This window comes from Alicyclobacillus sp. ALC3, assembly GCF_028751195.1.
Classification (GTDB): domain Bacteria; phylum Bacillota; class Bacilli; order Alicyclobacillales; family Alicyclobacillaceae; genus Alicyclobacillus_L.
The window spans coordinates 1,836,130-1,862,036 of the sequence record NZ_CP066784.1; the positions used below are offsets into that span (position 1 = coordinate 1,836,130).

The 25,907-nt window shown below is 55.7% G+C and carries 22 protein-coding genes and 1 rRNA gene; 3 read left to right on the forward strand and 20 right to left on the reverse strand.

All coding sequences use genetic code 11. The features are described 5' to 3' along the window. Window positions 1-141: 141 nt before the first annotated feature. The 16 genes from JC200_RS08630 to JC200_RS08705 form a co-directional block, all read right to left on the reverse strand. A 16S ribosomal RNA gene (locus JC200_RS08630) occupies window positions 142-1,675 on the reverse strand. A gap of 698 nt (window positions 1,676-2,373) precedes the next feature. Then, window positions 2,374-3,532, reverse strand: a protein-coding gene (prfB, locus tag JC200_RS08635) for a peptide chain release factor 2 (protein ID WP_443111881.1) whose coding sequence is annotated in 2 segments (ribosomal slippage) — window positions 2,374-3,453 and window positions 3,455-3,532 — 1,158 coding nt in all. Because the reading frame shifts where the segments join, the coding sequence is not laid out codon by codon here. 155 nt (window positions 3,533-3,687) lie between these two features. After that, window positions 3,688-6,075, reverse strand: a complete 2,388-nt coding sequence (gene secA, locus JC200_RS08640) for a preprotein translocase subunit SecA (RefSeq protein ID WP_274435858.1) — start codon at window positions 6,073-6,075, stop codon at window positions 3,688-3,690. Between the two features lie 254 nt (window positions 6,076-6,329). Beyond that, window positions 6,330-6,887, reverse strand: a complete 558-nt coding sequence (gene hpf / locus JC200_RS08645; RefSeq protein ID WP_274435859.1) for a ribosome hibernation-promoting factor, HPF/YfiA family — start codon at window positions 6,885-6,887, stop codon at window positions 6,330-6,332. Window positions 6,888-6,961: 74 nt separating this feature from the next. After that, window positions 6,962-7,300, reverse strand: a complete 339-nt coding sequence (locus JC200_RS08650; protein ID WP_274435860.1) for a hypothetical protein — start codon at window positions 7,298-7,300, stop codon at window positions 6,962-6,964. A gap of 149 nt (window positions 7,301-7,449) precedes the next feature. Then, window positions 7,450-8,241, reverse strand: a complete 792-nt coding sequence (locus tag JC200_RS08655) for a ComF family protein (protein WP_274435861.1) — start codon at window positions 8,239-8,241, stop codon at window positions 7,450-7,452. 37 nt (window positions 8,242-8,278) lie between these two features. Then, the gene (locus tag JC200_RS08660) at window positions 8,279-9,124 is read right to left on the reverse strand and encodes a DegV family protein (protein WP_274435862.1); all 846 of its coding nucleotides are present in this window, start codon (window positions 9,122-9,124) and stop codon (window positions 8,279-8,281) included. Then, window positions 9,121-10,419 carry a two-component system histidine kinase PnpS gene (gene pnpS / locus JC200_RS08665; protein ID WP_274435863.1) on the reverse strand — a complete coding sequence of 433 codons (1,299 nt, stop codon included), beginning with the start codon at window positions 10,417-10,419 and terminating at the stop codon, window positions 9,121-9,123. Before pnpS ends, JC200_RS08660 begins: the two co-directional genes overlap by 4 nt. Next, the gene (locus JC200_RS08670) at window positions 10,416-11,144 is read right to left on the reverse strand and encodes a response regulator transcription factor (protein WP_274435864.1); all 729 of its coding nucleotides are present in this window, start codon (window positions 11,142-11,144) and stop codon (window positions 10,416-10,418) included. The genes pnpS and JC200_RS08670 overlap by 4 nt, the downstream gene beginning before the upstream one ends. Before the next feature lie 255 nt (window positions 11,145-11,399). Beyond that, window positions 11,400-12,929, reverse strand: coding sequence for a bifunctional diguanylate cyclase/phosphohydrolase (locus JC200_RS08675; RefSeq protein WP_274435865.1), 1,530 nt, complete (start codon window positions 12,927-12,929; stop codon window positions 11,400-11,402). A gap of 301 nt (window positions 12,930-13,230) precedes the next feature. Beyond that, window positions 13,231-13,791, reverse strand: coding sequence for a DUF5317 domain-containing protein (locus JC200_RS08680; protein WP_274435866.1), 561 nt, complete (start codon window positions 13,789-13,791; stop codon window positions 13,231-13,233). A 422-nt stretch (window positions 13,792-14,213) separates the two neighbouring features. Then, window positions 14,214-14,645: a glycosyltransferase family 2 protein gene (locus JC200_RS08685; protein WP_274435867.1), complete on the reverse strand. Its 432-nt coding sequence runs from the start codon at window positions 14,643-14,645 to the stop codon at window positions 14,214-14,216. A 278-nt stretch (window positions 14,646-14,923) separates the two neighbouring features. Then, complete coding sequence (locus JC200_RS08690) at window positions 14,924-15,577, reverse strand: response regulator (protein ID WP_274435868.1); 654 nt, start codon at window positions 15,575-15,577, stop codon at window positions 14,924-14,926. Between the two features lie 221 nt (window positions 15,578-15,798). Further along, a complete protein-coding gene (gene metK, locus JC200_RS08695) occupies window positions 15,799-16,986 on the reverse strand; it encodes a methionine adenosyltransferase (protein WP_274436503.1) in 1,188 nt (395 codons plus the stop codon). 203 nt (window positions 16,987-17,189) lie between these two features. Beyond that, complete coding sequence (locus tag JC200_RS08700) at window positions 17,190-17,405, reverse strand: alpha/beta-type small acid-soluble spore protein (protein WP_274435869.1); 216 nt, start codon at window positions 17,403-17,405, stop codon at window positions 17,190-17,192. A 149-nt stretch (window positions 17,406-17,554) separates the two neighbouring features. Then, window positions 17,555-18,286: a WecB/TagA/CpsF family glycosyltransferase gene (locus JC200_RS08705; protein ID WP_274435870.1), complete on the reverse strand. Its 732-nt coding sequence runs from the start codon at window positions 18,284-18,286 to the stop codon at window positions 17,555-17,557. 229 nt (window positions 18,287-18,515) lie between these two features. Between JC200_RS08705 and JC200_RS24410 the strand changes: the two genes are divergently transcribed. After that, entirely contained in the window at window positions 18,516-18,764 is a 249-nt protein-coding gene (locus JC200_RS24410) for a Spo0E family sporulation regulatory protein-aspartic acid phosphatase (protein WP_443111903.1), read from the forward strand. On the opposite strand, the gene JC200_RS08710 is transcribed toward JC200_RS24410, so the two are convergent. Further along, entirely contained in the window at window positions 18,691-20,217 is a 1,527-nt protein-coding gene (locus tag JC200_RS08710) for a hypothetical protein (RefSeq protein WP_274435871.1), read from the reverse strand. The genes JC200_RS24410 and JC200_RS08710 overlap by 74 nt on opposite strands. Window positions 20,218-20,519: 302 nt before the next feature. Between JC200_RS08710 and JC200_RS08715 the strand changes: the two genes are divergently transcribed. Beyond that, window positions 20,520-20,753 carry a cold-shock protein gene (locus tag JC200_RS08715; protein ID WP_443111904.1) on the forward strand — a complete coding sequence of 78 codons (234 nt, stop codon included), beginning with the start codon at window positions 20,520-20,522 and terminating at the stop codon, window positions 20,751-20,753. 63 nt (window positions 20,754-20,816) lie between these two features. On the opposite strand, the gene JC200_RS08720 is transcribed toward JC200_RS08715, so the two are convergent. Together JC200_RS08720 and JC200_RS08725 are read right to left on the reverse strand one after the other, a co-directional pair. Next, window positions 20,817-22,013 (reverse strand): MFS transporter, encoded by a 1,197-nt coding sequence (locus JC200_RS08720; protein WP_274435873.1) that lies wholly within the window; start codon window positions 22,011-22,013, stop codon window positions 20,817-20,819. Between the two features lie 3 nt (window positions 22,014-22,016). Beyond that, window positions 22,017-23,789, reverse strand: a complete 1,773-nt coding sequence (locus JC200_RS08725; RefSeq protein ID WP_274435874.1) for a phospho-sugar mutase — start codon at window positions 23,787-23,789, stop codon at window positions 22,017-22,019. Between the two features lie 153 nt (window positions 23,790-23,942). Between JC200_RS08725 and JC200_RS08730 the strand changes: the two genes are divergently transcribed. Then, window positions 23,943-24,455 (forward strand): MogA/MoaB family molybdenum cofactor biosynthesis protein, encoded by a 513-nt coding sequence (locus tag JC200_RS08730; protein ID WP_274435875.1) that lies wholly within the window; start codon window positions 23,943-23,945, stop codon window positions 24,453-24,455. A 41-nt stretch (window positions 24,456-24,496) separates the two neighbouring features. Here the strand turns inward: JC200_RS08730 and JC200_RS08735 are convergent, their stop codons facing one another. Beyond that, the gene (locus tag JC200_RS08735; RefSeq protein ID WP_274435876.1) at window positions 24,497-25,870 is read right to left on the reverse strand and encodes a 6-phospho-beta-glucosidase; all 1,374 of its coding nucleotides are present in this window, start codon (window positions 25,868-25,870) and stop codon (window positions 24,497-24,499) included. Window positions 25,871-25,907 lie beyond the last annotated feature (37 nt).

Below are 25,907 nucleotides of genomic sequence, written 5' to 3' on the forward strand. Positions count from 1 at the left end.
CGATCTGCTTCGCATGACTTTGTCGCTGCGGCTCATGGCTCACTCACGTACCTGCGTACGCTCGCTTCACCATTCCCCTTGCTCCTCGTCCTGCTTGCATCTCGTTGCCGACACTGAGCGACAGTGCCTCTTACTCCATAGAAAGGAGGTGATCCAGCCGCACCTTCCGATACGGCTACCTTGTTACGACTTCACCCCAATCATCAACCCCACCTTCGGCGGCTGGCCCCCTTACGGGTTACCCCACCGACTTCGGGTGTTGCCGACTCTCGTGGTGTGACGGGCGGTGTGTACAAGGCCCGGGAACGGATTCACCGCGGCATGCTGATCCGCGATTACTAGCAATTCCGGCTTCATGCAGGCGGGTTGCAGCCTGCAATCCGAACTACGAACGGTTTTCAGGGTTTTGCTCCACCTCGCGGTCTCGCTTCCCGTTGTTCCGCCCATTGTAGCACGTGTGTAGCCCAGGACATAAAGGGCATGATGATTTGACGTCATCCCCGCCTTCCTCCGACTTACGCCGGCAGTCACCTGTGAGTCCCCGCCTTTACGCGCTGGTAACACAGCTCAAGGGTTGCGCTCGTTGCGGGACTTAACCCAACATCTCACGACACGAGCTGACGACAACCATGCACCACCTGTCTCCCCTGCCCCGAAGGGAAGCCACATCTCTGTGACGGTCAGGGGGATGTCAAGCCCTGGTAAGGTTCTTCGCGTTGCTTCGAATTAAACCACATGCTCCACTGCTTGTGCGGGCCCCCGTCAATTCCTTTGAGTTTCAGTCTTGCGACCGTACTCCCCAGGCGGAGTGCTTATTGGGTTTCCTTCGGCACTGAGGGTGGTACCCCCCAACACCTAGCACTCATCGTTTACGGCGTGGACTACCAGGGTATCTAATCCTGTTTGCTCCCCACGCTTTCGTGCCTCAGCGTCAGTCACTGTCCAGCAAGGCGCCTTCGCCACTGGTATTCCTCCGCATATCTACGCATTCCACCGCTACACGCGGAATTCCCCTTGCCTCTCCAGTACTCAAGTCACGCAGTTTCCAAGGCAATCCCAGAGTTGAGCCCTGGACTTTCACCCCAGACACACGCGACCGCCTACGCACGCTTTACGCCCAGTGATTCCGGACAACGCTTGCCCCCTACGTATTACCGCGGCTGCTGGCACGTAGTTAGCCGGGGCTTCCTCTCTCGGTACCGTCTCGACGAAGGCTTTCCACTCCTTCGTCCGCTCTTCCCGAGTGACTGAGCTTTACAACCCGAAGGCCTTCTTCGCTCACGCGGCGTTGCTCCGTCAGGCTTGCGCCCATTGCGGAAGATTCCCTACTGCTGCCTCCCGTAGGAGTCTGGGCCGTGTCTCAGTCCCAGTGTGGCCGTCCACCCTCTCAGGTCGGCTACGCATCGTCGCCTTGGTAGGCCGTTACCCCACCAACTAGCTAATGCGCCGCGGGCTCCTCCATCTGCGGTGCAGTTGCACCTTTCCCAACAAGGAGATGCCTCCTCGTTGCCTATCCGGCATTAGCACCCGTTTCCAGGCGTTATTCCGGTCAGTTGGGCAGATTACCCACGTGTTACTCACCCGTCCGCCGCTGACCCCGAAGGGTCCGCTCGACTTGCATGTATTAGGCACGCCGCCAGCGTTCGTCCTGAGCCAGGATCAAACTCTCAAATAAGTTTGCTGCTCATTTATGCTTCCTTAACTCCAGCCGAAGCCAAAGCCAATTCCGCTTGCGATACACTGTCGCTCTCTTGCGTGTTTAGTTTTCAAGGAACCATTGTAGTGCTGGTATTCACCGCTTGACCGAAGCACCTGTTTGAAGCGGCAACGAGTATCTTACCACGCCTCGCTGACCATTTCCACTGGATGTTTCTGGTCGCTCACTATCTCGCAAGAGTTTCTGCAGCGGTTCAAGACGAACCCTGAAACCGAGTGGAAACCTCGTCTGACAGCCAACTGAAAAACCCGAGAAACCTTGATGTGACGCGGTTTGTGGGGTCTTTCTCAGCGGCACCGCCTCGCGGCGACATCGACTAATATACCACGCGTCCAGGCCGAGATCAACCTAAATTATTCTGGAATGTTTTGGGCAGGCGAATTCACAGTGGGTTGTCAGTATATGTCTGGTCGAGTTCAGCGTGGATTCTTTGTCCAAGTCTACATATGCGTGTTTGTCGTCCATTATGCCATTCACGCCAAGACAACACTTCCACGCGCGGACGTCCGTGCAACAGTCGCATCTATGAAACAAGGACGTAGAATACAACGTGGCCCGAGCAAGGTTCGCTCGGGCCACACAACTCAAACCATACAACTCAAACCACACAACTCAATACTATGATTTGTCCACAACCACGGCGGCCGCCGTGGAGATTACAAGTCGTCGTCGCCGGAGGCCACAGGCCCATTGGCGCGCCCTTGTGCGATTGCCAATTGCCAGCGCAGGTACGCGTTGATGAACGGATCAAGCAGACCATCTACAACCGCGTGTACGTTCCCCAGCTCCTGACCCGTGCGGTGGTCTTTGACCATCGAATACGGGTGGAAGACGTACGAGCGAATCTGGCTGCCCCAAGCAATGTCTTTCTGCTCCCCGCGCAACTCAGCCACGTGAGCTTCCTGCTCCTGACGCTGGCGCTCGTAAAGACGGGCGCGTAGCAGGTTCATGGCTACTTCGCGATTCTGAATCTGCGACCGCTCGCTTTGACAGGTCACGACGATGCCAGTCGGCAAGTGCGTGATGCGCACCGCAGAGTCGGTCGTGTTGACGTGCTGCCCACCAGCGCCGCTTGACCGGTAAACATCGATGCGCAGGTCCTCTGTACGGATGTCCACCTGGATGTCATCGTCGATCTCCGGGATCACGTCGACTGAAGCGAACGAAGTGTGACGGCGGCCAGAGGCGTCAAACGGCGAAATGCGCACCAGTCTGTGCACACCCTTTTCCGCCTTTAAATAGCCATATGCGTTATGACCTTTAATCAGCAACGTCACGCTCTTTAGCCCCGCCTCATCGCCAGGCAGATAATCCAGAGTCTCCACTTTGTAACCGTGGTCTTCAGCCCAACGGGTATACATCCGCAACAGAATGAGCGCCCAGTCCTGAGACTCGGTGCCACCTGCGCCTGGGTGGAGTTCAAGAATCGCGTTGCTCTTGTCGTACGTTCCGGACAGCATCAACTCCAGCTCAAAGCTGTCCAAGTCCAGGAGTTGTCGTTCTACACCGCTGTTCGCCTCAGCGAACAGTTCCATGTCACCTTCGTCTGCAGCCAGTTCAAGGGTAACCTCTAAGTCTTCCTGTGCCGCCTGCAGGGCCTTCATCCGATCGACGATAGAACGAAGGCCGTTTGCTTCGTCGATCACCTTCTGTGCGCCATTCTGGTCGTCCCAGAAGGTCGGTGCAGACATCCTTTCATCTAGCGCAGCAAGACGCCGTTCTTTGCCAGGGACGTCAAAGAGACCTCCCGATATCCGCCAAACGCTGGGCCATTGTTTGCAAAGTACTGCGCAGTTCTCCAAATGTTTCGGCCATGCACAACCACCTCATCCGATAGATTTCGTTCCGGCATAAGCCAACTTGGGGCGACTCACGGCCACGGGCCCGGAGTCGCCCCAGTTGGACTTGACTTAATGTACGTTCAGGCCCTCGCTGCGGTGACAACGCCCGTCAGACCAGCAGCCCGCCGGTCAACCGCCCTGAATCGGCGCACTGTCGTAGACTGGCACAGGCTGCGGCGCAGTCGCGACCGTCGCCTTGAAGACGTACATGATAACCTCTTCTTCCATGCTGTGAATCATCGCTTCGAACATCTCGAAGCCTTCCTTCTGGTAAATCACGAGCGGGTCCGCCTGTCCGTAGGAACGCAGGTGTACGCCTTGACGGAACTGATCCATGGCGTCGATGTGGTCCATCCACTTCGCGTCCACTGTGCGAAGTACGACAACGCGTTCGAGCTCCCGAAGGAATGCTTCCAATTCATTCTCACGCGCGTCGTAGTTCTCCACCATTAGTTCCGTGAGTCGCTCGTTCAATTCTTCTCGGGCCAACTTGCGCAGTTCCTCTTCTGTCGCCTGGTTGGGCAGCAGGAAGTGGCGTTCTGCGTAGGCGATGAGCCCGGGAATGTCCCACTCTTCCGGGATTTGCTCCTCCGAGCAGTACACGTCAAGCATATGTTCAATCAGGTCCTTCGCCATACCTTCGACGATTCCGCGCAGGACCTCCTCTTCGAGAATCTGGCGCCGCTGGCGGTAGATCACCTCGCGTTGTTTGTTCATCACGTCGTCGTAGCGTAGAACGTGTTTGCGGATGTCGTAGTTGTTGCCTTCCACCTTGCGCTGCGCACGTTCCATAGCGCCAGTCAGCATCTTGTTCTCAATCGGCTGGTCTTCCTCGAGGCCAAGCCGGTCCATCAGGCGTGAAATGTTATCCGAGCCAAACAGACGCAACAGGTCGTCTTCGAGGGACAGGAAGAACTGGGAAGAGCCTGGATCTCCTTGACGACCGGCACGACCACGCAATTGATTGTCAATGCGGCGACTTTCGTGACGTTCCGTACCGACGATGTGGAGGCCACCGAGATCGGCAACACCATCGCCGAGGATGATGTCCGTACCGCGGCCAGCCATGTTGGTAGCGATGGTTACGGTTCCCTTTTGGCCGGCGTGCGAAATGATTTCCGCCTCGCGCTCGTGCTGTTTCGCATTCAACACCTGGTGTCGAATCCCCCGCTGAACAAGAAGGTCCGAGAGGTACTCAGATTTGTTGATCGAGGTAGTACCAACGAGTACCGGTTGGCCCGTGGCGTGCCGCTCAGCAATTTCTTCAACAACCGCATTGAATTTCGCGCGCTCCGTCTTGTAGATCACATCGCCGATGTCATTGCGAATCATCGGCCGGTTGGTCGGCACAACGACGACGTCCATACCGTAAATCTCGTTCAGTTCCTTTTCCTCGGTCTTCGCCGTACCTGTCATGCCCGAGAGTTTGTCGTACATGCGAAAGTAGTTTTGCAAAGTAATCGTGGCGAGCGTCTTGGACTCGTTTTGGACGCGAACGCCTTCCTTGGACTCAATTGCCTGGTGCAAGCCCTCACTGTAACGACGACCTTCCATCAGGCGGCCAGTGAACTCGTCAACGATGATGATCTCGTCGCCGTGCACCACGTAGTCTTTGTCCCGGTGCATCAAGCCGTGCGCCTTCAAACCTTGGGTGATGTGGTGCATGAGCGTGACGTGGTCGGGATCAAACAAATTGGTTACGCCAAAGAACCGCTCTGCCTTTTTCACTCCGGAGTCACTCAGGTTCGCTGTGCGCATTTTCTCATCGACATCGTAGTCGTCCTTGCGCAGGCTGCGCACGAAGACGTCCGCGCGGAAGTACAGGTCGGCGGACTTTTCTGCTTGGCCGGAGATGATGAGCGGTGTACGGGCTTCGTCGATGAGAATGCTGTCGACTTCGTCGACGATAGCGTAGTGGAGCGGGCGCTGTACCATCTCATTCACGCTCATGACCATGTTATCGCGCAAGTAGTCAAAGCCGAACTCATTGTTCGTTCCATACGTGATGTCTGCCAAATACGCGCTTCTTTTAGCGTCGTGGTCCATGTCGTGGACATTAAGCCCAACTGTCAAGCCGAGGAACGTGTGTACGCGACCCGCCATTTCGCTGTCGCGACGGGCCAAGTAGTCATTGACGGTGACAACGTGCACACCTTTGCTGGTCAGTCCGTTCAGATAAGACGGCAACGTAGCCACGAGCGTCTTACCTTCACCAGTTTTCATCTCTGCTACGCGGCCTTCGTGTAATACCATACCGCCCATCAACTGTACGTCGAAGTGGCGCTGTCCAAGCACACGTTTGGATGCCTCACGTACCACGGCGAACGCCTCTTCTAACAGGTTGTCCAGTTTCTCTCCCTGCTCAAGGCGCGAGCGAAACTCAAACGTTTTGCCGCGCAATTCGTCGTCGGACAACTTCTCAAGCTCAGGTTCAAATGCGTTCACCCGGGCAACACGTCTACGCAATCGAGCAATTTCTCGCTCGTTGGAATCCACCATTCGCGCTAGGAGTCCCACTGAAGGTCACACCCCTCTCATTCATTGGGCAGTTAGCCCCCAACTCCCCGTTTTAAGATTGTACCTGTCATCCCCTCATATCACAACTCCTAACGCTTGTCACGCTATGTACGCGGAAAGAGGCTGTCCCGGCAGGCATCCATCGCCTATCGGTCAGCCTCTTTTCGCCCTGTCCAGCGCTCTCCCCAGTGGCTCTTTATAAGAACCCGGTGCCGTCACACTGAAGTAACGCAGGGTTCAGGTTTGTACCCGTTCTATGCACGCGGTTCTAGCAAACCGTAATGTCCGTCCTTACGCCTGTACATCACATTGACGTCGTCGCTTTCGGCATTAATGAACATAAAGAAGTCATGTCCAAGTAAGTTCATCTGCATCATTGCTTCTTCGACGTCCATCGGTTTCATCGGGAAACGTTTAACTCGGACGACACGCGGTTCATCTTCGCCGTCCAGTGTCACGGTGCGAAACGCGCCGTTTGCCGCAGACATTTTAATGCGAGTGCGCAGGCCCTGATCACGAAACCGCTGATTCAGCCTCTCTTTGTGGCGGTGAATCTGCTCCTCCAGCTTATCTGCAACGGCATCTATAGAGGCGTACATGTCCGACGATAGTTCTTCTGCACGAAACAAAATGCCGTGGATTTGCAGCATCACCTCAACCCGGTGCATACCTCGTTCCACGGACATGGTCACAGAAACTTCCTTCTCAGGTGGAGCGTCAAAATACCGTTCAAGGCGACCAATTTTTTTCTCCGCGTAGTCGTTCAAAGCGTCGGTGACACCCATGTGATCGCCGCGGACTTGGATGTTCATAGTGATCCCTCCTCCACTGATATAGCCTTCAGTATACACTTTCAGAAGGGACTTTCTAGTGACTCCCAAATTATTCAAACCTGTGTTTTCTTTCTTCCCGCACTGGCCATCTCTTGTGTACAGCGCGCACAAAAACGCCCCACCTGCGTCGGGCGCCCACAGCGTGCGCACGCATACGTCAGATTGGGGTTATCTCGAAGTATCAGTCTGCCTTCGCGAATGAGCGAGACGATCAACGATTCGTCCGTTCCGGTGCGCTCCACCAGCTCCTCCATCGTTGTGTCCCGGTGGTCATGCAGGTACAACCGCACAGCCGCAAACGCCCGGTCTTCCTCCACAATGCAGGCAGGGCAAATGTCGCGACGTACCCGATTGTAGATTTTCCCGCACCGCTTGCAGTGGGCGATGGCCATACAGACCGCCTCCTGCCATCATTATAGTCCCTGTCCAAATGACCGTAAAGCTAGCGGCAGTTCACCCCGATTGGAAGAAACACCGCAATCCAGTCCTCATCACGGACTCACCTGCAACTGCTACGATGTCACCTGTGATCACGGTCGACTCACGGGTGATTGTGCTCGCGCACCGATTCGACGCGCGCAATGGCCACACATGTCACGCCGGCAGCGCCCGCGTGAAGCAGTACCTGCGAGCAGGCCTCGACGGTCGCTCCAGTCGTCACCACATCGTCCACGAGCAGCACATGCTTGCCCGATACATCCGCTCCCGGGCGCATGCAGAATGCCCCAGCCAAGCTTTTTCGACGTTCGGTGACTGACTTTGCAGTCTGAGACTGAGTGAATTCGTCCCTCGCCTGTGGTTGACGCGCTAAGCAGGAATACAACGGCAGTTGTAGTTCTCGAGCTACAGCTGTGGCTAGGAGACCGACTTGGTGATAGCCGCGTTTGCGGAATCGATCCGGTGTAGTCGGAACCGGCGTGATACAGGTCACGTCAGCCAGCACTGGATCGGCCTGGCACGCCCGTACCACTCGACTACTGAACCAGTCCGTCAATCCCAGAACGCCATCGTACTTCCACTTGCGGATTGCAGACCGCGCCAACCCTTCGTACGGCATGGCCGGAAGCACCCGAACCGTCCGCCCCTTCACAGAGACCGTAGCTGGCTGCACATGGCCAGCACTTTGCGCCGCGTCCTGAAGGCAGAAAAAGCATATCCCGATTGGTGCGGATCCCGTTCCCACCCGAGACTCCGAGTCTCCCGCCGCGGCATGCTGGAGTTCATGCATGGGCCGCTGGCAAAGCAGACAAGTCCCCTGTTGTGGCGGAAACAACCAGTTCACCGCTTGGTTTGCTGCAGAGCGAAGAAGAAATCGCCAGGTGTAAGACTCCACTCAAAGCCCTCCCTGCCAAGCGGGAAGCTGTTCGCAATTAGGCCTTCTCGTAGTACACGAGCGCCAGTAGCCCAGGCCCCGTGTGAGCCCCAACAACCGGGCCAAGTTCGTTGATGTCTGTCTCGATATTTGGGTACTTCGCCTCGAGTTGATCGCGCAGGGAGACTGCATCATTGTACCGCTGCGCGTGCACAACACCTACTTTCAAGTGTTTGCCGGTGCTGGCATCCGCATCAAATTCGGTTAGCATCCGCTCCATGGCGCGACGGTGCGTACGTACCTTTTCGAACAGGTCGATACGCCCGTCGCTTATCGTGAGAATCGGCTTAATCTGCAACAGAGCGCCAAATGCGGCGGCTGCGCCGCCAATGCGACCGCCGCGGTGCAGCATCTCCAAAGTGTCCACCACAAAGAATGCGCGCTCACTCGCCAACTCCTTTTCCCACAGCGCCAATATGTCATCCGGCGTCCCGCCGCCATTTGCAAGTTGAACGCCATCAAGCAACGGCCCCGCAATTCCGTAACTCGAGATGCGGGAGTCCACGACGTGAATCGGGCCACCCACCATGTTCGCCGCCGCTTCCGCAGAAGCCACCGTCCCGCTGAGATTGCTGGAGAGAAGAAGGCACATGACTGCATCATGGTCGGCTAATAGGCGCTCAAATGTCTCAGCGAACTCTCCTACTGGTGGCTGTGAGGTGGTCGGGAAGTCTTTTGAGCTCACCAGTCGCCGATAAAAATCCTCCGTAGACAAGTCGAACCCTTCGCGGTACACACTTCCCTCAAAGACCACTGACAGCGGCACCACAGAGATGTTGTGCTCGCGAATCTGCTCCGGTGACAAGTACGCTGTACTGTCCGTCACAAATGCGATTTTGTTCATGAGTTAACCTCCTGCAAACTGCCTTCAAGTCTGGAAAGCGTGAACCAAAAGTCGCTGCCGCGCCCAGGCTCGCTGCTCACCCCGACCTCGCCGCCATGGGCGCCGATGATGTGTTTCACAATCGCGAGACCAAGACCCGTGCCCCCAGATGCCCTGCTCCTGTCTCGGTCCACGCGGTAGAACCGTTCAAACACTCGTTCAATGTGTTCTGGAGGAATCCCAATGCCCGAGTCTGTGACATGCACCTTCACACGGTCGACGAGGACATCGTACCGAATGCGGATCTGTCCGCCTTCAGGTGTATAGTAGATAGCGTTCGATACCAGATTAAGTACAACTTGCAACAACTTGTCTTGGTCGCCCCAAACAGTTAAATCATCACACGGATCTGCGATGAGTTCGATTTCGCGACGCGACGCTTCGTTCTGCAAACGATGCAAAGCACCTGCAATGATATCTGGTAGTCGCACGCGCCCCGGATGCAGATCGCGATCTGTCCCCTCCAGTTTAGAGAGTTCGAGCAGGTCCGAGACCAAATTGCTCATCCGCAGCGATTCATCATAAATGGTTTGTAGAAACGAGTGCTGGGTTGGCTCATCCACGTCTTCATCAAGCAGCGTTTCGGCAAAGCCGCGAATCGACGCGATTGGCGTCTTTAACTCATGAGAAACATTGGCGACAAACTCGCTGCGCATACGCTCAAGTCTCCGCCACTCCGACACGTCAGTGAGCAAGACCAGCGCATCATACCCACTGTCTCCACTCGTCCGACGCCGGACGGACTGAATGACGATAAGACGAGTTTCGACGGTCAAGTCGTCCCGCAACTTCAACTCGCTCTGCCACGTCGTTCCAAACAACAATGCATTGTCAATCGCTGCGCTTAGGTGGTAGTGCCCAAACACACCCCAATGCTCGCGGTCGAGCCACCGTTCGGCAGGTTTGCGGAACATACGCTCAGCGGCTTCGTTCACCATTTGCACGCGACCACCGCCAACGATGTACACAACTCCCGTCGTCATACTGTGCAGGATGTGTTGCAGGACATCACGCTCTTGTGACAGTTCCTCTACGTGCTGCTGAATGACGCGCGTCATGTCGTTAATCGACTTTACAATCGGATGGTCTGCATCACCACCCACGCCGTAGACATGAATTTGATAATTCCCGCTTGCGATCGCGCGAAGAGCGTCTGTCACGTACTGCCAAAAAGCTTGACGGCGTCGACCCTGCCACAACCAAATGAAACCGCACAACACAACTGCCACGGCGAACCCGACCAAAAAACCGATCATAAAGCAGGTCCCGCACCTTCATTAAACTTATACCCTACTCCGCGCACCGTTCTAATGAAGACAGGATTTTTCGCATCTTCCTCAATTTTCTCGCGCAAGTGCGAGACGTGGACATCGACGATGCGCGTATCTGTTGAGGAAGAGTACCCCCAAACGCGATCGAGGAGTTGATCACGCGTCAAGACTTGCGCTTTGTTCTTCATAAAATACTCGAGTAGGTCAAACTCTTTCGGGGTCAAATCAATCTGTTCCCCGCGCACCGTGACTTCATGTCTACCAACATCTAGCACAATCTGCTGGTTGGCGAGGCGCTTTTCATCGACTGGCGCGTCTGTTGCAGCTCCCTCTTCGGCGGTCTCCGAACGACGCAGGACTGCTCTTGCTCTGGCAATCAGTTCGCGCGGACTAAATGGCTTTGTGACGTAGTCATCAGCGCCAAGTTCCAAGCCTAGAATCAGGTCGACCTCGTCGTCTCTCGCCGTCAGCAAAATAATTGGCGTGCGAATCTGTTCCGCCCGCAGACGTTTGCAAACTTCCATGCCGTCCATTCCGGGCAACATCAAGTCGAGCACGATTAAATCAAACGCGCCAGGCGACTTGCGAATCCGTTCGTAGGCATCACGACCATTGCCGCAGGTTTCTATCTCGTATCCCGATCGCTGGAAATGGAACACGACCAGCTTTTGAATCGACTCTTCATCATCGACAATGAGGACCGTTGCCACATCTGACCCTCCTTGGGCAAGCTTTCAGTTGTATTGTACCGGGTGTGTCAGGATCAGGCTAGTGTGGCACGATGATGGTAGCAGTATTCAGCAGATGAATGGAAATGTGCCCCAAAGGCGCCGGTCCTGGAGCGCTGGAAAAGTACTTGATGAAAGTTCGTGAAAGCAGCACCCCTGAGTATGCAGCACCCCTGTGCCAATGAGAGTCGGCTCAGGGGTGTTTTTCGCGTTGATGAATGGCATGGACGCGCGACATCATCCAGTTATGTGGTCATTGCCCTTGCTGTCATCGCCTTCCTCCGCGTCGAGCAACCCAATCTCCCGCACCATATCAATGAACGGTTCGACTAAATCCGGATCAAACTGGGTACCTGCACAATCACGAAGCTCGGCAAAGGCTTCCTCCATCGACCGCTTGCGCTGATAAGGCCGACTTGTAGTCATGGCGTCAAAGCTATCGGCGATTGTCAGGATGCGGGCTGACAGCGGGATGTCCTCACCAGCTATACCGTCTGGGTACCCACCACCGCCGAACCGTTCGTGGTGATGTCGGATGATTGGCAAGCTCGGCGCAAGTGCCGCGATTGGCTTGACAATGTTTACCCCGAGCTCGACATGGGATTTCATGATGTCCCATTCCGTCTTGCTCAGTGGACCGCGTTTGGTCAAGACTTCAATTGGGATCTCGACTTTCCCTATGTCATGCAGGAATGCCCCGAAACGCAAGTAGCGCAGGTCCTCTTCTCCTATGCCAACGCGGACCGCGAGGCTCTCCACATAGCGAACATCGCGCTCAGTATGAGCGTACGTATAGCGGTCTTTGGTGTTTAAGAATGTAAGGAAGACCTTAATAGTCCGAAACAGTTCTTCGTCGTCATCCGTCAAGGCGAGGTTTCGCTTCATTTCGTCAAGCACAGACGTGTAAATGGAAACCTTGTTGCGGCCACTGAACTTGCCTTTGTAGAGTGCGTCATCGACCATCATCAAAAGGTCTGTCTTATTTTCAGCCATCGACGGGAAGTGTGCCACGCCGATACTCACAGTCAGCCGTTTGCCAGGGAGCATCTCGACGCCGTCGATCTTCGCATCCTCCACAGCACGGCGAACGTTTTCCGCATGAACCTGTGCTTGTTCGAGAGAGTAACCACGAAGTGCAATGGCGAACTCCTCACCGCTGTACCGCGCGACTTCCTCATCCGCGATGCGGCGTTCATCCAGCACCTGCGCGATTTCTTTCAGCGCGTCGTCACCGCGCACGTGACCCCACGCGTCGTTGTAGCGCCGAAAGTGGTCGATGTCGAGCATCAGGAGCGCGAACGGCTGTTTCTGCCCGACAAGCTCGTCCATAAACGTTTGAATCCAGCGATGGTTGTACAAGCCAGTGAGCTCGTCCCGAATCGACAACTCGCGGAAGTGCTTCGCCATCTGAAAGTAATCGCGGTACGAGTAGGCTGCGAGTAGCAACAGCCCAGTGAAGAGAAGAGCGCCAGCGAGGCCGGCGTTGCGGAGGGCAAGAGACAGTAGTAGACCGATTAGGATTTCTATTGCATATACAATCACAGAACGAAGGGTTATTCCCTCACGAATGGTAGCAAGGGACCCTCGTCCGTCAAACACAAAGAACAGATGTCCCCACAAGGACAGCACATTCACACCAAAGTAGACCACGGCAAACAGTAACACGGTGACTACCTGCGGTAGCACATTATCTATTGGTCGCAACACCAGCAGTGATGCTGCGTAATGGGCAGCAATGACACTTAACGCGAAAGTGAAACCATTCATCAGCTGCACATGCCAACGCGTACGGTAATATCTGAGGGAAGTTATGACCGCATAGATTAGTGCCGCCCACCCAACGTCATTTATCGGATAGACGAAAGAAAACCCGATTAAATAGATAGTTTCTAGGTTCAAAGATTCCTGTTCAGTCACAGGCACATAAAATCTTTCGGACAAAATCAGAATTCCCGCCAGAGAATAGATAACTACCCAGTCTGGAATCGTCAGTGGTCTATATTCTCTAGCTAGAAAGACCGAAAGAGCAATCCACCAAATCAAAGGATATAGCGGGGCCAGGATACGCTCACGCGTGCTTGTCGACTGCATGAGCCAACTCACCTCGCTTCAACAACATGGCGTGTTGAATAAGTATTACGAGACCGATCCCAAATATAATATCCCCAATACTTATGATACTTGCAGGTTGAACTTGGAAGGAGAAGATGTCACCCAGAAAATTCAGATGGGTCATACTAGTCATTGCAACACTTTTTCCGTAGTGACCTGCAAGTAACGGTCCTACAAGAGCCGAGTCCATCTGTTTTACCGCGGGCAGATAAGCGGGCATGCGAAGACCATTTACCGACATTGCCAAAAAGTTCAGGAAAGTCCCCAACAATGTCCAAGCCAGCCCAGGAGTCTTGAAATTCACCAAGGAAAAAGTGATAAGAGATATGTAACTTAATACCAAGACGAATTCATATACCGTCCCTGTTAGATACGAAATGGACACGTGTTGCAGAATGTATGCCACCGGGAGCACCCAAAGCCAACGGAGTCGAATCTCCGTAATCGACCAGATGCTTCCCTTCCGCACCCAGCCGACCACCAATCCGGCGATAATTACTACGGCTTGAAACGCCAAGATTCCACCTCATTCGACAGTGATTTTAGGAATTTAGGGCCGGGGCGCGCCCCCGGCCCTCCGGAGAACTATGGCCGTAAAGCAAAACCAGCCTGCGCTGCGATTGAAAACAGCGCCATAGCTCCCAAAATCACTGCCGTCTTAACCTTTACTGACATCGGCGGTTCCTCCTCAGAATGGTAATTTTCTACCGTTCTGAAGTGCTGGATAGTGTGCTGTGATGAAAAAGTTGCCCACGCATCGAGAAATTCAAAATCTCTGCCCGCGCAAGCCGTGGCTGCGATGTATACCGTAGGAGTTTCACCCCGATGGCGAAATTATACAACGGACATTGGTGGAAATACTAGAGAATAAGTAGAAAATAGGACTTTTGTCCCGAACCGTGTCCACATGTCCTGACGTTTTTTGTGGTTCTTTGTCGACTACCGAAACATAGCCGCAAGGTCATCTGTCACATCCGCCGCTAAGTTCCCTTGCCTGAGGTCGTAAATACATCCCACCCGCGTATCACACATACACTCGTTTCGCAGCGCCAGCAAAAACTCTGTGTCGTCGGCAACGCGCACGGAGCGCAAAAGGGCAAAATCCTTCTCCATCGCGTGCAGAATCGCTGACGTGTCATCGTCAGATGCCCAGTCGATCACAAGAACTTGGCGTTCGCGTGAGCTAAGTGCCGTACGCGCCATCAAACTGCGGACTAGTCCTTCAATCTGCTCCTCTGCGTTTCTCACGATCAAGATGAACGTCACAGGATAAGGATGCTGCCGGCGCCGCTGCACCCTTCGCACTGTCTGGAATGTCAGCGAAACCGCTCCGTACAGCGCCAACGCCCAAAAAAACAGCGCTTCAATCATAGCCCTCACTCCCCTGCGACAGTCTATGCAGGGGGAGAGTGAACGGCGCATGCGCATGTCTCAAATGTCCGATAATAGACCAAGTCCAGGTTCAACCTGGCTTGACTCGTATAGAGAGCAATTGTTCTTTGACCGCCGCCGACCACACAGCCGGCCTCATCGTTTGTCACTCATAAAACACCACTCAAGACGCATTACTAAAGACTCGCCGCAGAGGATGGCGACAGAACGACCGAGCATTGGTTGTTCAGCGTCATCCAAGCGAGTAAATCCCGCGCTCACACAACGAGCCAATGGTTCTTCACAGCCGTTAACACGGCTTGAGTGCGGTCTGTCACATACAGTTTTGAGAAGATACTTGAGATGTGATTCTTCACCGTCTTCACCGTAATGTGCAACGACGCCGCAATCTCGTCGTTACTCTTGCCTTGTGCGAGTTCCTTCAGAATATCCATTTCCCGAACTGTCAAGATGTGTCGCCAGGAGTCATCAACTTTTGGAGCCTGCTGAAACTGAGACAAAACAAAATCGGTCACCTGTGGGTGCACAACCGCACGGCCCGCTGCGACTTCGCGGATGGCTCGCACGATTCCCACGGAAGAGCCATCCTTCACCAAATACCCTGACGCGCCTGATTTCAGGCTGTCGAGCACATAGCTCTCTTCGTCATGAATGCTGAGCATGATAATTCGCACATTCGGGTGTGCCTGCTGAAGGCGTTTCGTGGCCTCAACTCCGCTCACAAGCGGCATGTTGATGTCCATCAGGAGTACATCTGGCCCTACCGTCCCGAGGTGTTCCAAAACCTCCGCTCCGTGGCCCCACAAGGCGACAACTTCAATGCCCAATTCGTACGACAAAACGTCGCGCAAAGTCTCGCGAAACGGCTGATTGTCGTCTGCGATCGCGACGCGAATGGTCTCTCTCTCCATACTGTTGTCCTCCCGCCGAAATCGGCGCTCTCTGTGCAGAAGTTCGCCTTCAGGCAAGTCTACTCCTGCCGTCTTGCGCCTTCCGTGACGCAAAAAAGAACGCCTGCCCGACTATCTCGGCAAGCGTCGAAAAGGGGTAAGGGTGATGTTACATACTTCGAGCGCGGCAATGGGTTTGTGTCCGTCGCAGCAAAAGATTTTTCAGAGCCTGTTCGAACGCCTTATACGTGACTCCGCAGCAATTCGGCTTTATCTGTGCGTTCCCATGGCAGGTCGACATCAGCGCGTCCAAAGTGGCCGTAAGCAGCTGTCTGGCGATAAATCGGACGGCGCAAGTCGAGGTCACGAATAATTGCACCCGGTCGTAAGTCAAAGTGCGCCCGAATCAACTCCTCAATCCGCGACTCTGGCACTACACCTGTACCGTAGGTGTCGACGCTGATCGACACGGGTTGAGCAACGCCAATTGCGTATGCGACCTGCACTTCACATTTGCGCGCAAGGCCGGCTGCTACGATGTTCTTGGCTACGTACCGGGCAGCGTAAGCCGCACTGCGGTCAACCTTTGTCGGGTCTTTTCCAGAGAACGCGCCACCGCCATGACGGGCATAGCCGCCGTACGTGTCGACGATGATTTTGCGGCCAGTGAGACCCGCGTCACCTTGCGGGCCACCGATGACAAACCGGCCGGTTGGGTTAATCAAGTAGCGCGTGTTGGCGTCGAGCAAATCCTGTGGCACCACTGCGTCAATCACATGGTTGCGAACTGCGTCGGCAACCTCCGTCAAAGAAGTGTGTTCGTCGTGCTGAGTAGAGACGACAATGGTATCGACACGCACCGGGCGGTCCCCGTCGTACTCGACTGTCACTTGTGTTTTCCCATCGGGACGCAGGAAAGGAACCAGTCCAGTCTTGCGAACTTCACTCAACTGGCGGGACAGCTTGTGTGCCAAAGAAATCGGAAGCGGCATCAGTTCAGGTGTTTCGTCACACGCGAAACCAAACATCAGTCCTTGGTCGCCAGCACCAACAGACTCCAACTGTGCATCGGCTGTCGTGCCTCCGCGCACTTCAAAGGCTTCATTAACACCTTGCGCAATGTCCGGTGACTGCTCATCAATGGACGTGATGACAGCACATGTCTCCGCGTCGAAACCAAATTTGGCACGCGTATAACCAATTTCTTCAATCGTCTTCCGAACAATTTTGGGAATGTCGACGTAGCAAGTGGTCGTGATCTCTCCGCCTACTAGGACAAGCCCCGTCGTCACCATCGTCTCACAGGCGACACGCGCTAGCGGGTCGTCCTTGAGAATTGCATCGAGTACGCTATCAGAAATCTGGTCGCACATCTTGTCCGGATGACCTTCAGTCACGGACTCGGACGTAAATAAGCGTCGAGTGGCCAGGGTTAACCCCCCCTTTATCCGTTCACCGCACGTCGTGCGGCTCATACACCTGACGGTATGACGCAAAACAAACCTATCGTAAAGCATTTGGTCAGAGAGGTCAACGCACACGACACGCTTCCCTCAGCAGGAAAAACGCACCAAAGCCCTGCGCACAGAGCGCAGGGCTTTGGTTAGAAAACTTCCGTATATGAAGTTGTCGCTTACGCCTGACCGCCATGGAGCATCTGCTCTGCGGCTTGAATCAATCGACGGGTGATTTGTCCACCCACTGCTCCGGCATCCCGGGCTGCGACGTGTCCCCAGTAGTCTTCACTACCCTGGTGCACCGGCAGACCAAGTTCCGCCGCAATTTCGTACTTCATGTCGTCGAGAGCTTTGTGGCATCCTGGCACAATCTGCGATTTCCCTCTACCCATGTGTGACACCCCCCGGTAAACTCCGAACGAGGTGCTCGTCCCCGAGCCGAATGTCCGGCAAGCCGGTTCCTCGTTCGGGTCGTCCCTGCATCGGGACAACCGTAGTGTCCCCGCTTAGGAAGGTCACACCCTGTTCAGATGTTGGAGGACTAGGATCGTCGGTCCGCTCCGCGTAAAACCTGCCACGCGAACCGGGGCAGTGCCAACTGTCTGCGCCAGCGACTCGGTTGCTTCAACAAACGATACAGCCACTCCACGTTGAGTTTGCGAAAGATTGCCGGGGCCCGCTTCACCGCGCCACTCCAGACATCGATACTGCCACCGACACCGATTGCCACACACGGCGGCAGTGACCCGTGCCACTCGACGATAAAGCGCTCCTGCCTCGGTTGGCCAAGTCCAACAAGCCAGATGGAAGGGGCAAACGCCGCGATCTCCTGAACTACACTCTCAGCCTCCGCAGCCGGAAAGAACCCGTCGCGTCCTGCGAACTCGAGGCCAGGGTAACGTTGTCGCATAACAGAAAGGCAGTTTTCCAGCACCTCGGGGCGCGCGCCGAGGATATACACCCGCGACTTTTCACCGCGCTGTTGCGCAGTCTCAAGGAGGTCAAGGACCAGTTCCACTCCCGTCACACGTTCCTCAACGGGACGGCCTTGGCGGCGCGCAGCCCAAACAACGCCGATTCCATCTGGTGTCACCAAGTCAGCGCGTTGCGCCATGCGCAGAACTTCCGGCTGCTGCTTGGCCATCATGACAAACTCAGGACCTGCCGTAATGACCATGCGAGGTGATTTCTCCGCCAGCCAGTGAAGAATCTGCTCCACAGCCTGCCTGCGTGTATAGCGGTGAAACCGCACACCGAGGATTTGAAAAGTCAATGTCTCCCTTGATTCGTCCCTTAGTTGCACTGCACCATCCCTCACCCGTCCACGCATTCATCGTTTTAGTTATACCACAGGGAACTTCAATTGCACCCGCTTTGTGCCTCTCCGAGGTATGACCTCAGCAGGGCACGCATAGCCTAACCATGCGGTGGTTGTCCAACTTGGGCTTGCGCGACGACAGATTTTCGCTTCGAAAGGAGCATGTACCTTGTCCCGAAATACTGTGTCCGATGTTGAGGAGAAAACAGCGACTGACCTCGAAAACCTTCGCTGTGTTCTGCTGCAAACTGCAGCCAATCATGACGGACAGTTGCTTCACCCGGCAGTCATTGCTGCAAGTCAACGCCTCGACGAAGCTGTGCTGGCTGTCCAGCGTCAGCTGATGCAGTCCGGTCACATCACGTCCCAGGCGTGTTCAACAACGAGAGAATCGGGTTCTGCTGGCTGCCTTCTGACACTTGCGTCAATGTAACCCCGAACAGTGACGGCGTGTAGAGGTAGGTCGTCTTACCGTTTGCCCACGTGATCCAACTGTTCACGTAGCCGTAGATGCCGTTGTGGTAGTCAATCGCCATCCCGCAGTTCTGCACCGTCTGGCCATTTTGTGTCAGGTTCCCAAGCGGATTGAGGTTGATGTACAGCGTGTGGTTGTCCGGCTTCGTACTGTCGTAGGTCCCTTGCAGCTTATGGACAGATCCCGATAACTGTCCAGACGGCGTCATCGTCACCTGGTCTGTGCCTGGCGTTGCCTGAAAACCTTGCCACGTGTGCGAACTGTGCTGTAACAAGCGTAAGTCGCCATGGAAACTCGGCGAGATGTTGAACGTGAGGGTGACGCCAGGGTCAGGTGTCACCGCAGCCTTCTTGAGCAGAGTCGTGAACGCCTGGTTGTACGCAGTCGTCGATTCGCCGAACGTCCGTTGAAACGCTTGCGCAGGCGCCTCGTGCTTTTTCAGACGGTAAAGGTAGTCCGGGAACGCATTCGGTCCGAAGTGGAGAACCAAGTTCTTCACCGCGAGCCAGTCCTGCAGCTCGAGGTCGTATGGTGCGTTGCCGGACAGCACCGCCTGCTCATTTGGCGTCAGCGGCAACAAGCTGCCGTTTGCCGCCGCTTGAATGACGCTCTCAGCCAGGCTCCCTGCATCCCCCGCATACCGGACCGAGTTTTCCACTCGGGCCTGCATACTCATCCCATCGCCTACAGCCAACCCCTCGTTAATCCAGCTAGGGACATAAGACGTGTTGTCGTTTAAAAATGCGTGCGTGAGTTCGTGCGCGAGCGTGTTGGCCAAATCCGGAACATCCGTGTTCTGGTAGAGCGGAATGAGAATGGACTCGTTCTGTGTGAAACCGCCTGTGTCTGCCGAAAAGCTCTTCGCCTGGCTCAGTGATATACCAAACAGGCTATTCAGATCACGCTGGTAGTCCGCCGCTGTCTTCGCCAGGTAAATATGGACATTCGTGTTCAAGTTCATGTGCAGCGTATGGGACACCGTGTTCGCCATTTGGTAGGTGCTGAGCAGTTGTTTCACATGCGCAACCGTGGCGGCGGGCACATCTCCAGTCGGAGCAGAGACAATGATATGAGACGCGTTGTTGGCAGGCTTGTAAACGGGCATCGCTGCTAAATCATTCGGAACCGAGTGCCCGGCTTTTGACCCAGTCTGACTGGCAGATTGGGAAGCCGTACTACCTGTCTGGTGTGTCGAATTGACCACAGGTCGTCCGGTGTCCTGGTTTTTGGCCAATCCCGATTGCGCGGGCAGTTGATTTGACGTCTGGCTTAAGAGGTGAAATGGGCTCCAGCCGGGCGGAAGTCCCCTGTGCGTTGTCTCCGAGACTAAGGTACCGCCAGCGATGGCTGCGAGGGTAAGAGCGAACACACTTACGGTGACATGAAACACCCGGTCACGCCGCTTCGACACTTCCCCCGCCTCCCTCCGCGCTCACTCAACTCCCAGCTCATGGGTGGCTGGGCCCGACTGCAAACCGCCGAACCGCGGCATCGATGTTCCCAGTGTATCCAGATTCACTGTCTTTTCAAACGATAAAATTAATAGGCGGTAATATTTACCGATTCAAACTCGTCCCGAGCAAGCGTCCGCAGAAGGAGACCAAGTTAGGCTCTGGTTTTCTGCGAAAAGAGCGATTCTGACAAGCCTTCCTGAACTGCCAATCCTTGACTTGACATTACGTTGATGATACGATATGGTGGCAAGTCAAATTGATGCGAGTACGAGTGTACTTGGTAGGAGGAAGTAAAGTGCAAGGTACAGTAAAGTGGTTTAACTCGGAAAAGGGCTACGGTTTCATTCAGGTCGAGGGTGGCAACGACGTGTTCGTCCACTACTCCGCAATCCTTGGCGACGGCTTCCGCACACTCGAAGAGGGGCAACGTGTTGAATTTGAAATCATTGATGGACAGCGTGGACCTCAGGCTACGAATGTAACGAAGCTTTAATTTTAACTTCTTCTATAACACTGACCTTTAACGCCCCGTTTACGCGGGGCGTTTGATTTTGCCTCACGCAGCTTCGTGTTCCAGCGAAGTACCGAGCCGTCGGTTGAAAGCAATCATCGCTGCATTCACGAGCAGAATCGCCATCGTGACGTAGAACACGTTGCGGATCCCGAACGTCGACGCCACCATTCCGCCAATCAGCGGACCGATGAGGTTGCCGAGGAACAGCGAGCTGGAATTAAACCCATACGCCGTCGCCAGGTGCTCAGGCGGCGCAAGTTTTTTGACGAGGACGTTGAGCGACGGAATCATGCCGCCAATGAAAAGCCCTAGCAAAAACCGCCCGACCAATAGGGTCGGAATCCCATGCGCGAGCGCCTGCGGGACGTACATCACGGCGGCCATCACCAATGCGCCGACCAGAATTCGGCGTTGCCCAATCCGGTCGCCGAGTCGCCCGAGGGTTGGCGCTCCGATTAAATTCGCGATACCGGTTGCGGCCACGACAAGTCCTGCAATCAACGCCAGGTGCCTGCCGTTGTACAGCGTCTTGGCATACACGGTGACAATCGGCTCAATGCTCATCATGCCAATCTGAGTGACCAGTGACGCAACAAAGACCGGGAACAAAAGCCGCAGGTCCCGCAAGCCGGACAGCCGACTGCCGCGCTGTTTCACTGCTTTCGGTCGAGGCTGATGCTGCTCGTGCACGAACAGCATAACAATCACAGTCGCGACAAAAAGCAACCCGCCGGTCAAGAAAAAGACCTGATGGTATCCAAGTTGCTCAGCCAGCCATCCGCCAATCAGCGGACCAATCAGCGACCCCGCAATGCCCCCAGTCTGCAGCGTCCCAAGCGCGCTGCCAGAGTCTTCGTCGGGAGTGACTGACGCCTGCAGCGATACGGCCATCGAAATGAAACCTGAGAACAAGCCATTGGCAAGCCGCAACACGAGTAGTTCCCAGGGGGCTCCAACGAGCCCCATTAGCCCCGTCATCACGCCCATGCCAAACCCTGCGCGCAACAACATCACCTTGCGCCCGTGACGGTCGGCCATGGCTCCCCAGAGCGGCTGGAAGAGAAACGAGGTCACAAACTGAGCAGAGAACACCCAACTCGACCAGCGTTCGAGCGAAGCGATATGGTGTACACCAAGCGATTCAATGTAAAGCGGCAGGAACGGGATGACCAGGTTCATGCCAGCCATCATGACGAAGTTTGCCGCCCACAAAATCCACAGGGTTCGTTTCCACGCCAACCGTTACACGCCTCTTTTCAAGATGTCAGCGACAGCGCTCCGCATGGTGTCAAGGAGTCGCGCACACGCTGTCTGGGTCTCGGCTTTGGCGCCGTAATACACCTTGAGCTTTGGTTCTGTGCCGGAAGGACGGACCGCAATCCAACTGCCATCGGTGAATAAGTACTTCACGACGTCAGACTCAGGGAGCGTCAACGGTTCAGTGTGACCATCCACAAACGTGCGGATCCGAGCGAGGTAGTCCTCCATCGCCAGTGGCGCTTGCCCCGGCACTTCAACACCTTCACTGCGCAAGCGCGCCATCAGCGCGGCCATTTGCTGCACGCCCTGTGCGCCCGGCAGAGTGACGCTCTGCAGTGCTTCCTGATAATACCCAGCTCGTTCGTAAAGGTCAGACAGGGCATCGACAAGTGTCTTACCGCTCTGCTTGTACGCAGCCGCCATGAGTGCGATGAGTAGGCAGATTTGGACGGCATCCTTGTCCCGCACAATTGGCGAAGCCAAGTAACCGTAACTCTCTTCGTAGCCAAACACAAATACCCGTTCGCCGGTTTGTTCGTAGTCTGTCGCGCGAGCGCCAATGTACTTAAAGCCCGTCAATGTGTCCTCCACGGCTACCCCGTAGGAAGTTGCGACAACGGCCCCGAGGTCGGACGTGACCACGGTTTTGAACACGACTGCATTATCCGGTAGCTCCCCGCGGTCCCGCAGGGTCTTCAGCCAGAAATCCACCAGCAGACCGCCCACTTGATTGCCGGACAACAACTGGTATTGTCCATCACCTGTGCGCACAGCGACACCCACCCGGTCAGCGTCGGGGTCCGTTCCAAGGACCAGGTCGGCTGCCGTCTCTTTGGCAAGCTCGATAGCAGCCGCCAAAGCAGCCGGCTCTTCTGGGTTAGGACTTTGGACCGTAGGAAAGTCTCCATCCGGCAGTTCTTGACTTGGCACGACCTGAAGCGTCGAAAATCCGGCCTGTGCCAACACCCGGCGCACCGGGACATTGCCCGTACCGTGGAGCGGTGTGTAGACCACAGACAACGCCTGGCGCTGCTCGCGCGTGACGTCTGGCACTGAAATCGCCCCAAGTACTGCTGCGTCATACGCGGCCTCGACATCCGCACCGATGAACCGGAGCAGCCCCTGCGCCTCGGCTTCTTCACGCGCTGCCAGCGGGACGTGCAAGAGGTCGCCTGTGTTCCTGATTTCTGCCGTTACTTCGTCGGCAGCGTCAGGAAGAATTTGGCACCCATCGTGGTCGTAGACTTTGTAGCCGTTGTCCTGAGGTGGGTTGTGACTGGCAGTGAGCATGACACCCGCTGCTGCGCCGAGGTGCCGTACAGCAAACGATAGTTCGGGTGTAGGACAGAGGTGTTCAAAAACGTACGCTCGCACACCTTGTGCACAAAGGGTTAAAGCAGTCTCGAGGGCAAACTCTGGAGACATATGTCGACAGTCGTAGCCGATGACAACCCCTCTCTCCGCGGCGTTCTTGTCGGTCTTGCGTATGTACTGGCCAAGTCCAGCCGTCACCCGGCGCACCGTGTATCGGTTCAACCGGTTCGTCCCGGCTCCGAGCGGCCCACGCAGTCCGCCTGTGCCAAAGGAGAGGTCGCGATAAAAGCGGTCGAAAACAGCGTCCGGGTCGCCTGCGATGGCTTTGAGGTCTGCCGTGATGTCCGGGGCGTGCGGTCCACTCGCAAGCCAGCGCTGATACTCCTGCTCTGCACGCTTATGTACAGATATGTCTCTGTCAGTTGGGATTGTATGGTCCATTGGGGTTCCTCCTGTCTCTCCTGCCACTGCGTCCATCCGATTATACCGCGAACCAGCGCACGGAATTAGGTACATGCTCACTTACGAGCGGCAACGACAGCCCGAATCGGTTACGATGAAGAGAGAAAGTTGTCGAAGGGAGTTGCTTGCCATATGGCACAAGACACCTCTGCACAGCAGCGTGTTCACACGGCAGCAGTCATCACGTTGAGTGACGGTGCTCATCACGGCACGCGCGTCGACAAGAGCGGTGACTTACTCGAACAAAAGCTTGCCAGTGCAGGCTACGAAGTCGTCGTCCGACGCGTTCTCCCAGATGAGCGAGCTGAGCTTGCTGCACTGCTGCGCTCGCTTGCCGATGATCACGGAGTACGCCTCGTCGTCACCACGGGCGGAACCGGGCTCGGACCGCGCGATGTCACACCTGATGCAACTCGGGACGTGATCGACCGCGAAGTGCCGGGCATGGCTGAAGCGATGCGGATGGAGAGCCTAAAGAAGACACCGTTCGCGATGACTTCGCGCCAAGTCGTCGGCACACGCGGCCAAACGCTGATTGTCAATTTGCCCGGCAGCCCGAAAGCCGTCGACGAGTGTCTCGACGTCATCATCCGAGTCATCCCACACACCCTCGACCTACTGGCAGGCAAAACGGAACACAAGTAGGCTGCCAAGTCCCTGCGTCGGACTGACACCTTCAAGCCGCACTACTGGAACTGTGGCAGGAATTCGCGGTTTTCGTTCAGGATGTCAGTCAGCAAGCGCTGCGCGACGTCCGACGACTGTACCAACGGGTGTACGGTCAGCGCCTGCCACGCAGCTGCGCGGTCGCCGCGAACGGCAGCTTCAACGGTCAACTCTTCATACGCCTTCACGACCTGAAGCAAGCCGCGCATGTGCGGCGAGACAGGTGCAGTAATGTCGACAGGTCGCGCGCCTTTGGCGTCGATCACGCAGTTCACTTCAATCGCCGCATCCGCAGGTAGAAACGGCAGTGTTGACCCGTTGCGCACATTGACTGTCTGAATGTCGCCACGGTCAGTGACGATCGATGTCATCAGGTTCACTGCGGCTTCTGAGTAAAAGGCGCCGCCGCGCTGCGCCAGTTGCGGCGGTTTGATATCTAGGTTAGGGTCTCGATACAGCTCGAACAATTCAGCCTCGATTTTTTTGACCACTTCGGCGCGCGTCCCACCGTTCGCTGCAGCCTCGAGCTCTTCCGCCAGCATCACGTCCGGCATGTAGTAGTACCTGTGGTAGGCGCACGGCAGGGCTCCGAGCGTCTGCAAAAATTCCGGATTGAACTCGATGTCCGGAATGTTTTGCGGCCGTCCCGTGTCAGCGCCAACACCCCTATCGGCAGCTTGCGCAACGACGCGTTGGTCGTGCTGCATGCGTTCGACCGCCGCCATCTCTGCGAGCAGTTGTGGTAGCACGTCCAAACCGTCCACCCACGCCTTAGTCACCCAGTGCAGGTGGTTGAGGCCAACCACTTCAATCTCCACCTGTGACACGTCTACCTGCTGCCACTTCGCGATTTGCATCCGCGTGCCAATCGGCAGGTTGCAGAGGCCAATCGCCCGGACGGAACTGTGCTTCAGAACCGCCTCGGTCACAATCCCAGCCGGGTTTGTAAAGTTGATTAAGGTCGCACCAGGCGCGAGGGCCTCAATATCGCGACAGATGTCGACTATCACGGGGATTGTCCGAAGGGCTTTCGCAAACCCTCCCGCCCCGGTCGTCTCTTGACCAATGCGGTGGTAGCGCAACGGGATGCGCTCATCGCGCGCCCGCGCATCGAGCAACCCGACGCGCAGTTGCGTTAAGACAAAGTCAGCGCCTTGAATCGCCGCCTGACGGTCGAACGCCAGATGGACAGCGATCGCTACACCGGCGCGATCAATCATGCGACGGGCCAAAGCTCCAACTGTCTCGAGCTTAAACCGTCCAGCTTCGATGTCGACCAGCCAGAGCTCTCTGACGGGCATCACCGGGTACGCCCGAATCAGCCCTTCCACCAACTCCGGCGTATAGGACGACCCACCTCCGATGACGGTGACTTTCAAGCCGCGAGTCTGCACAGTCAGGACCCCTTCTACAAGTTGAGTTGAGATGGGC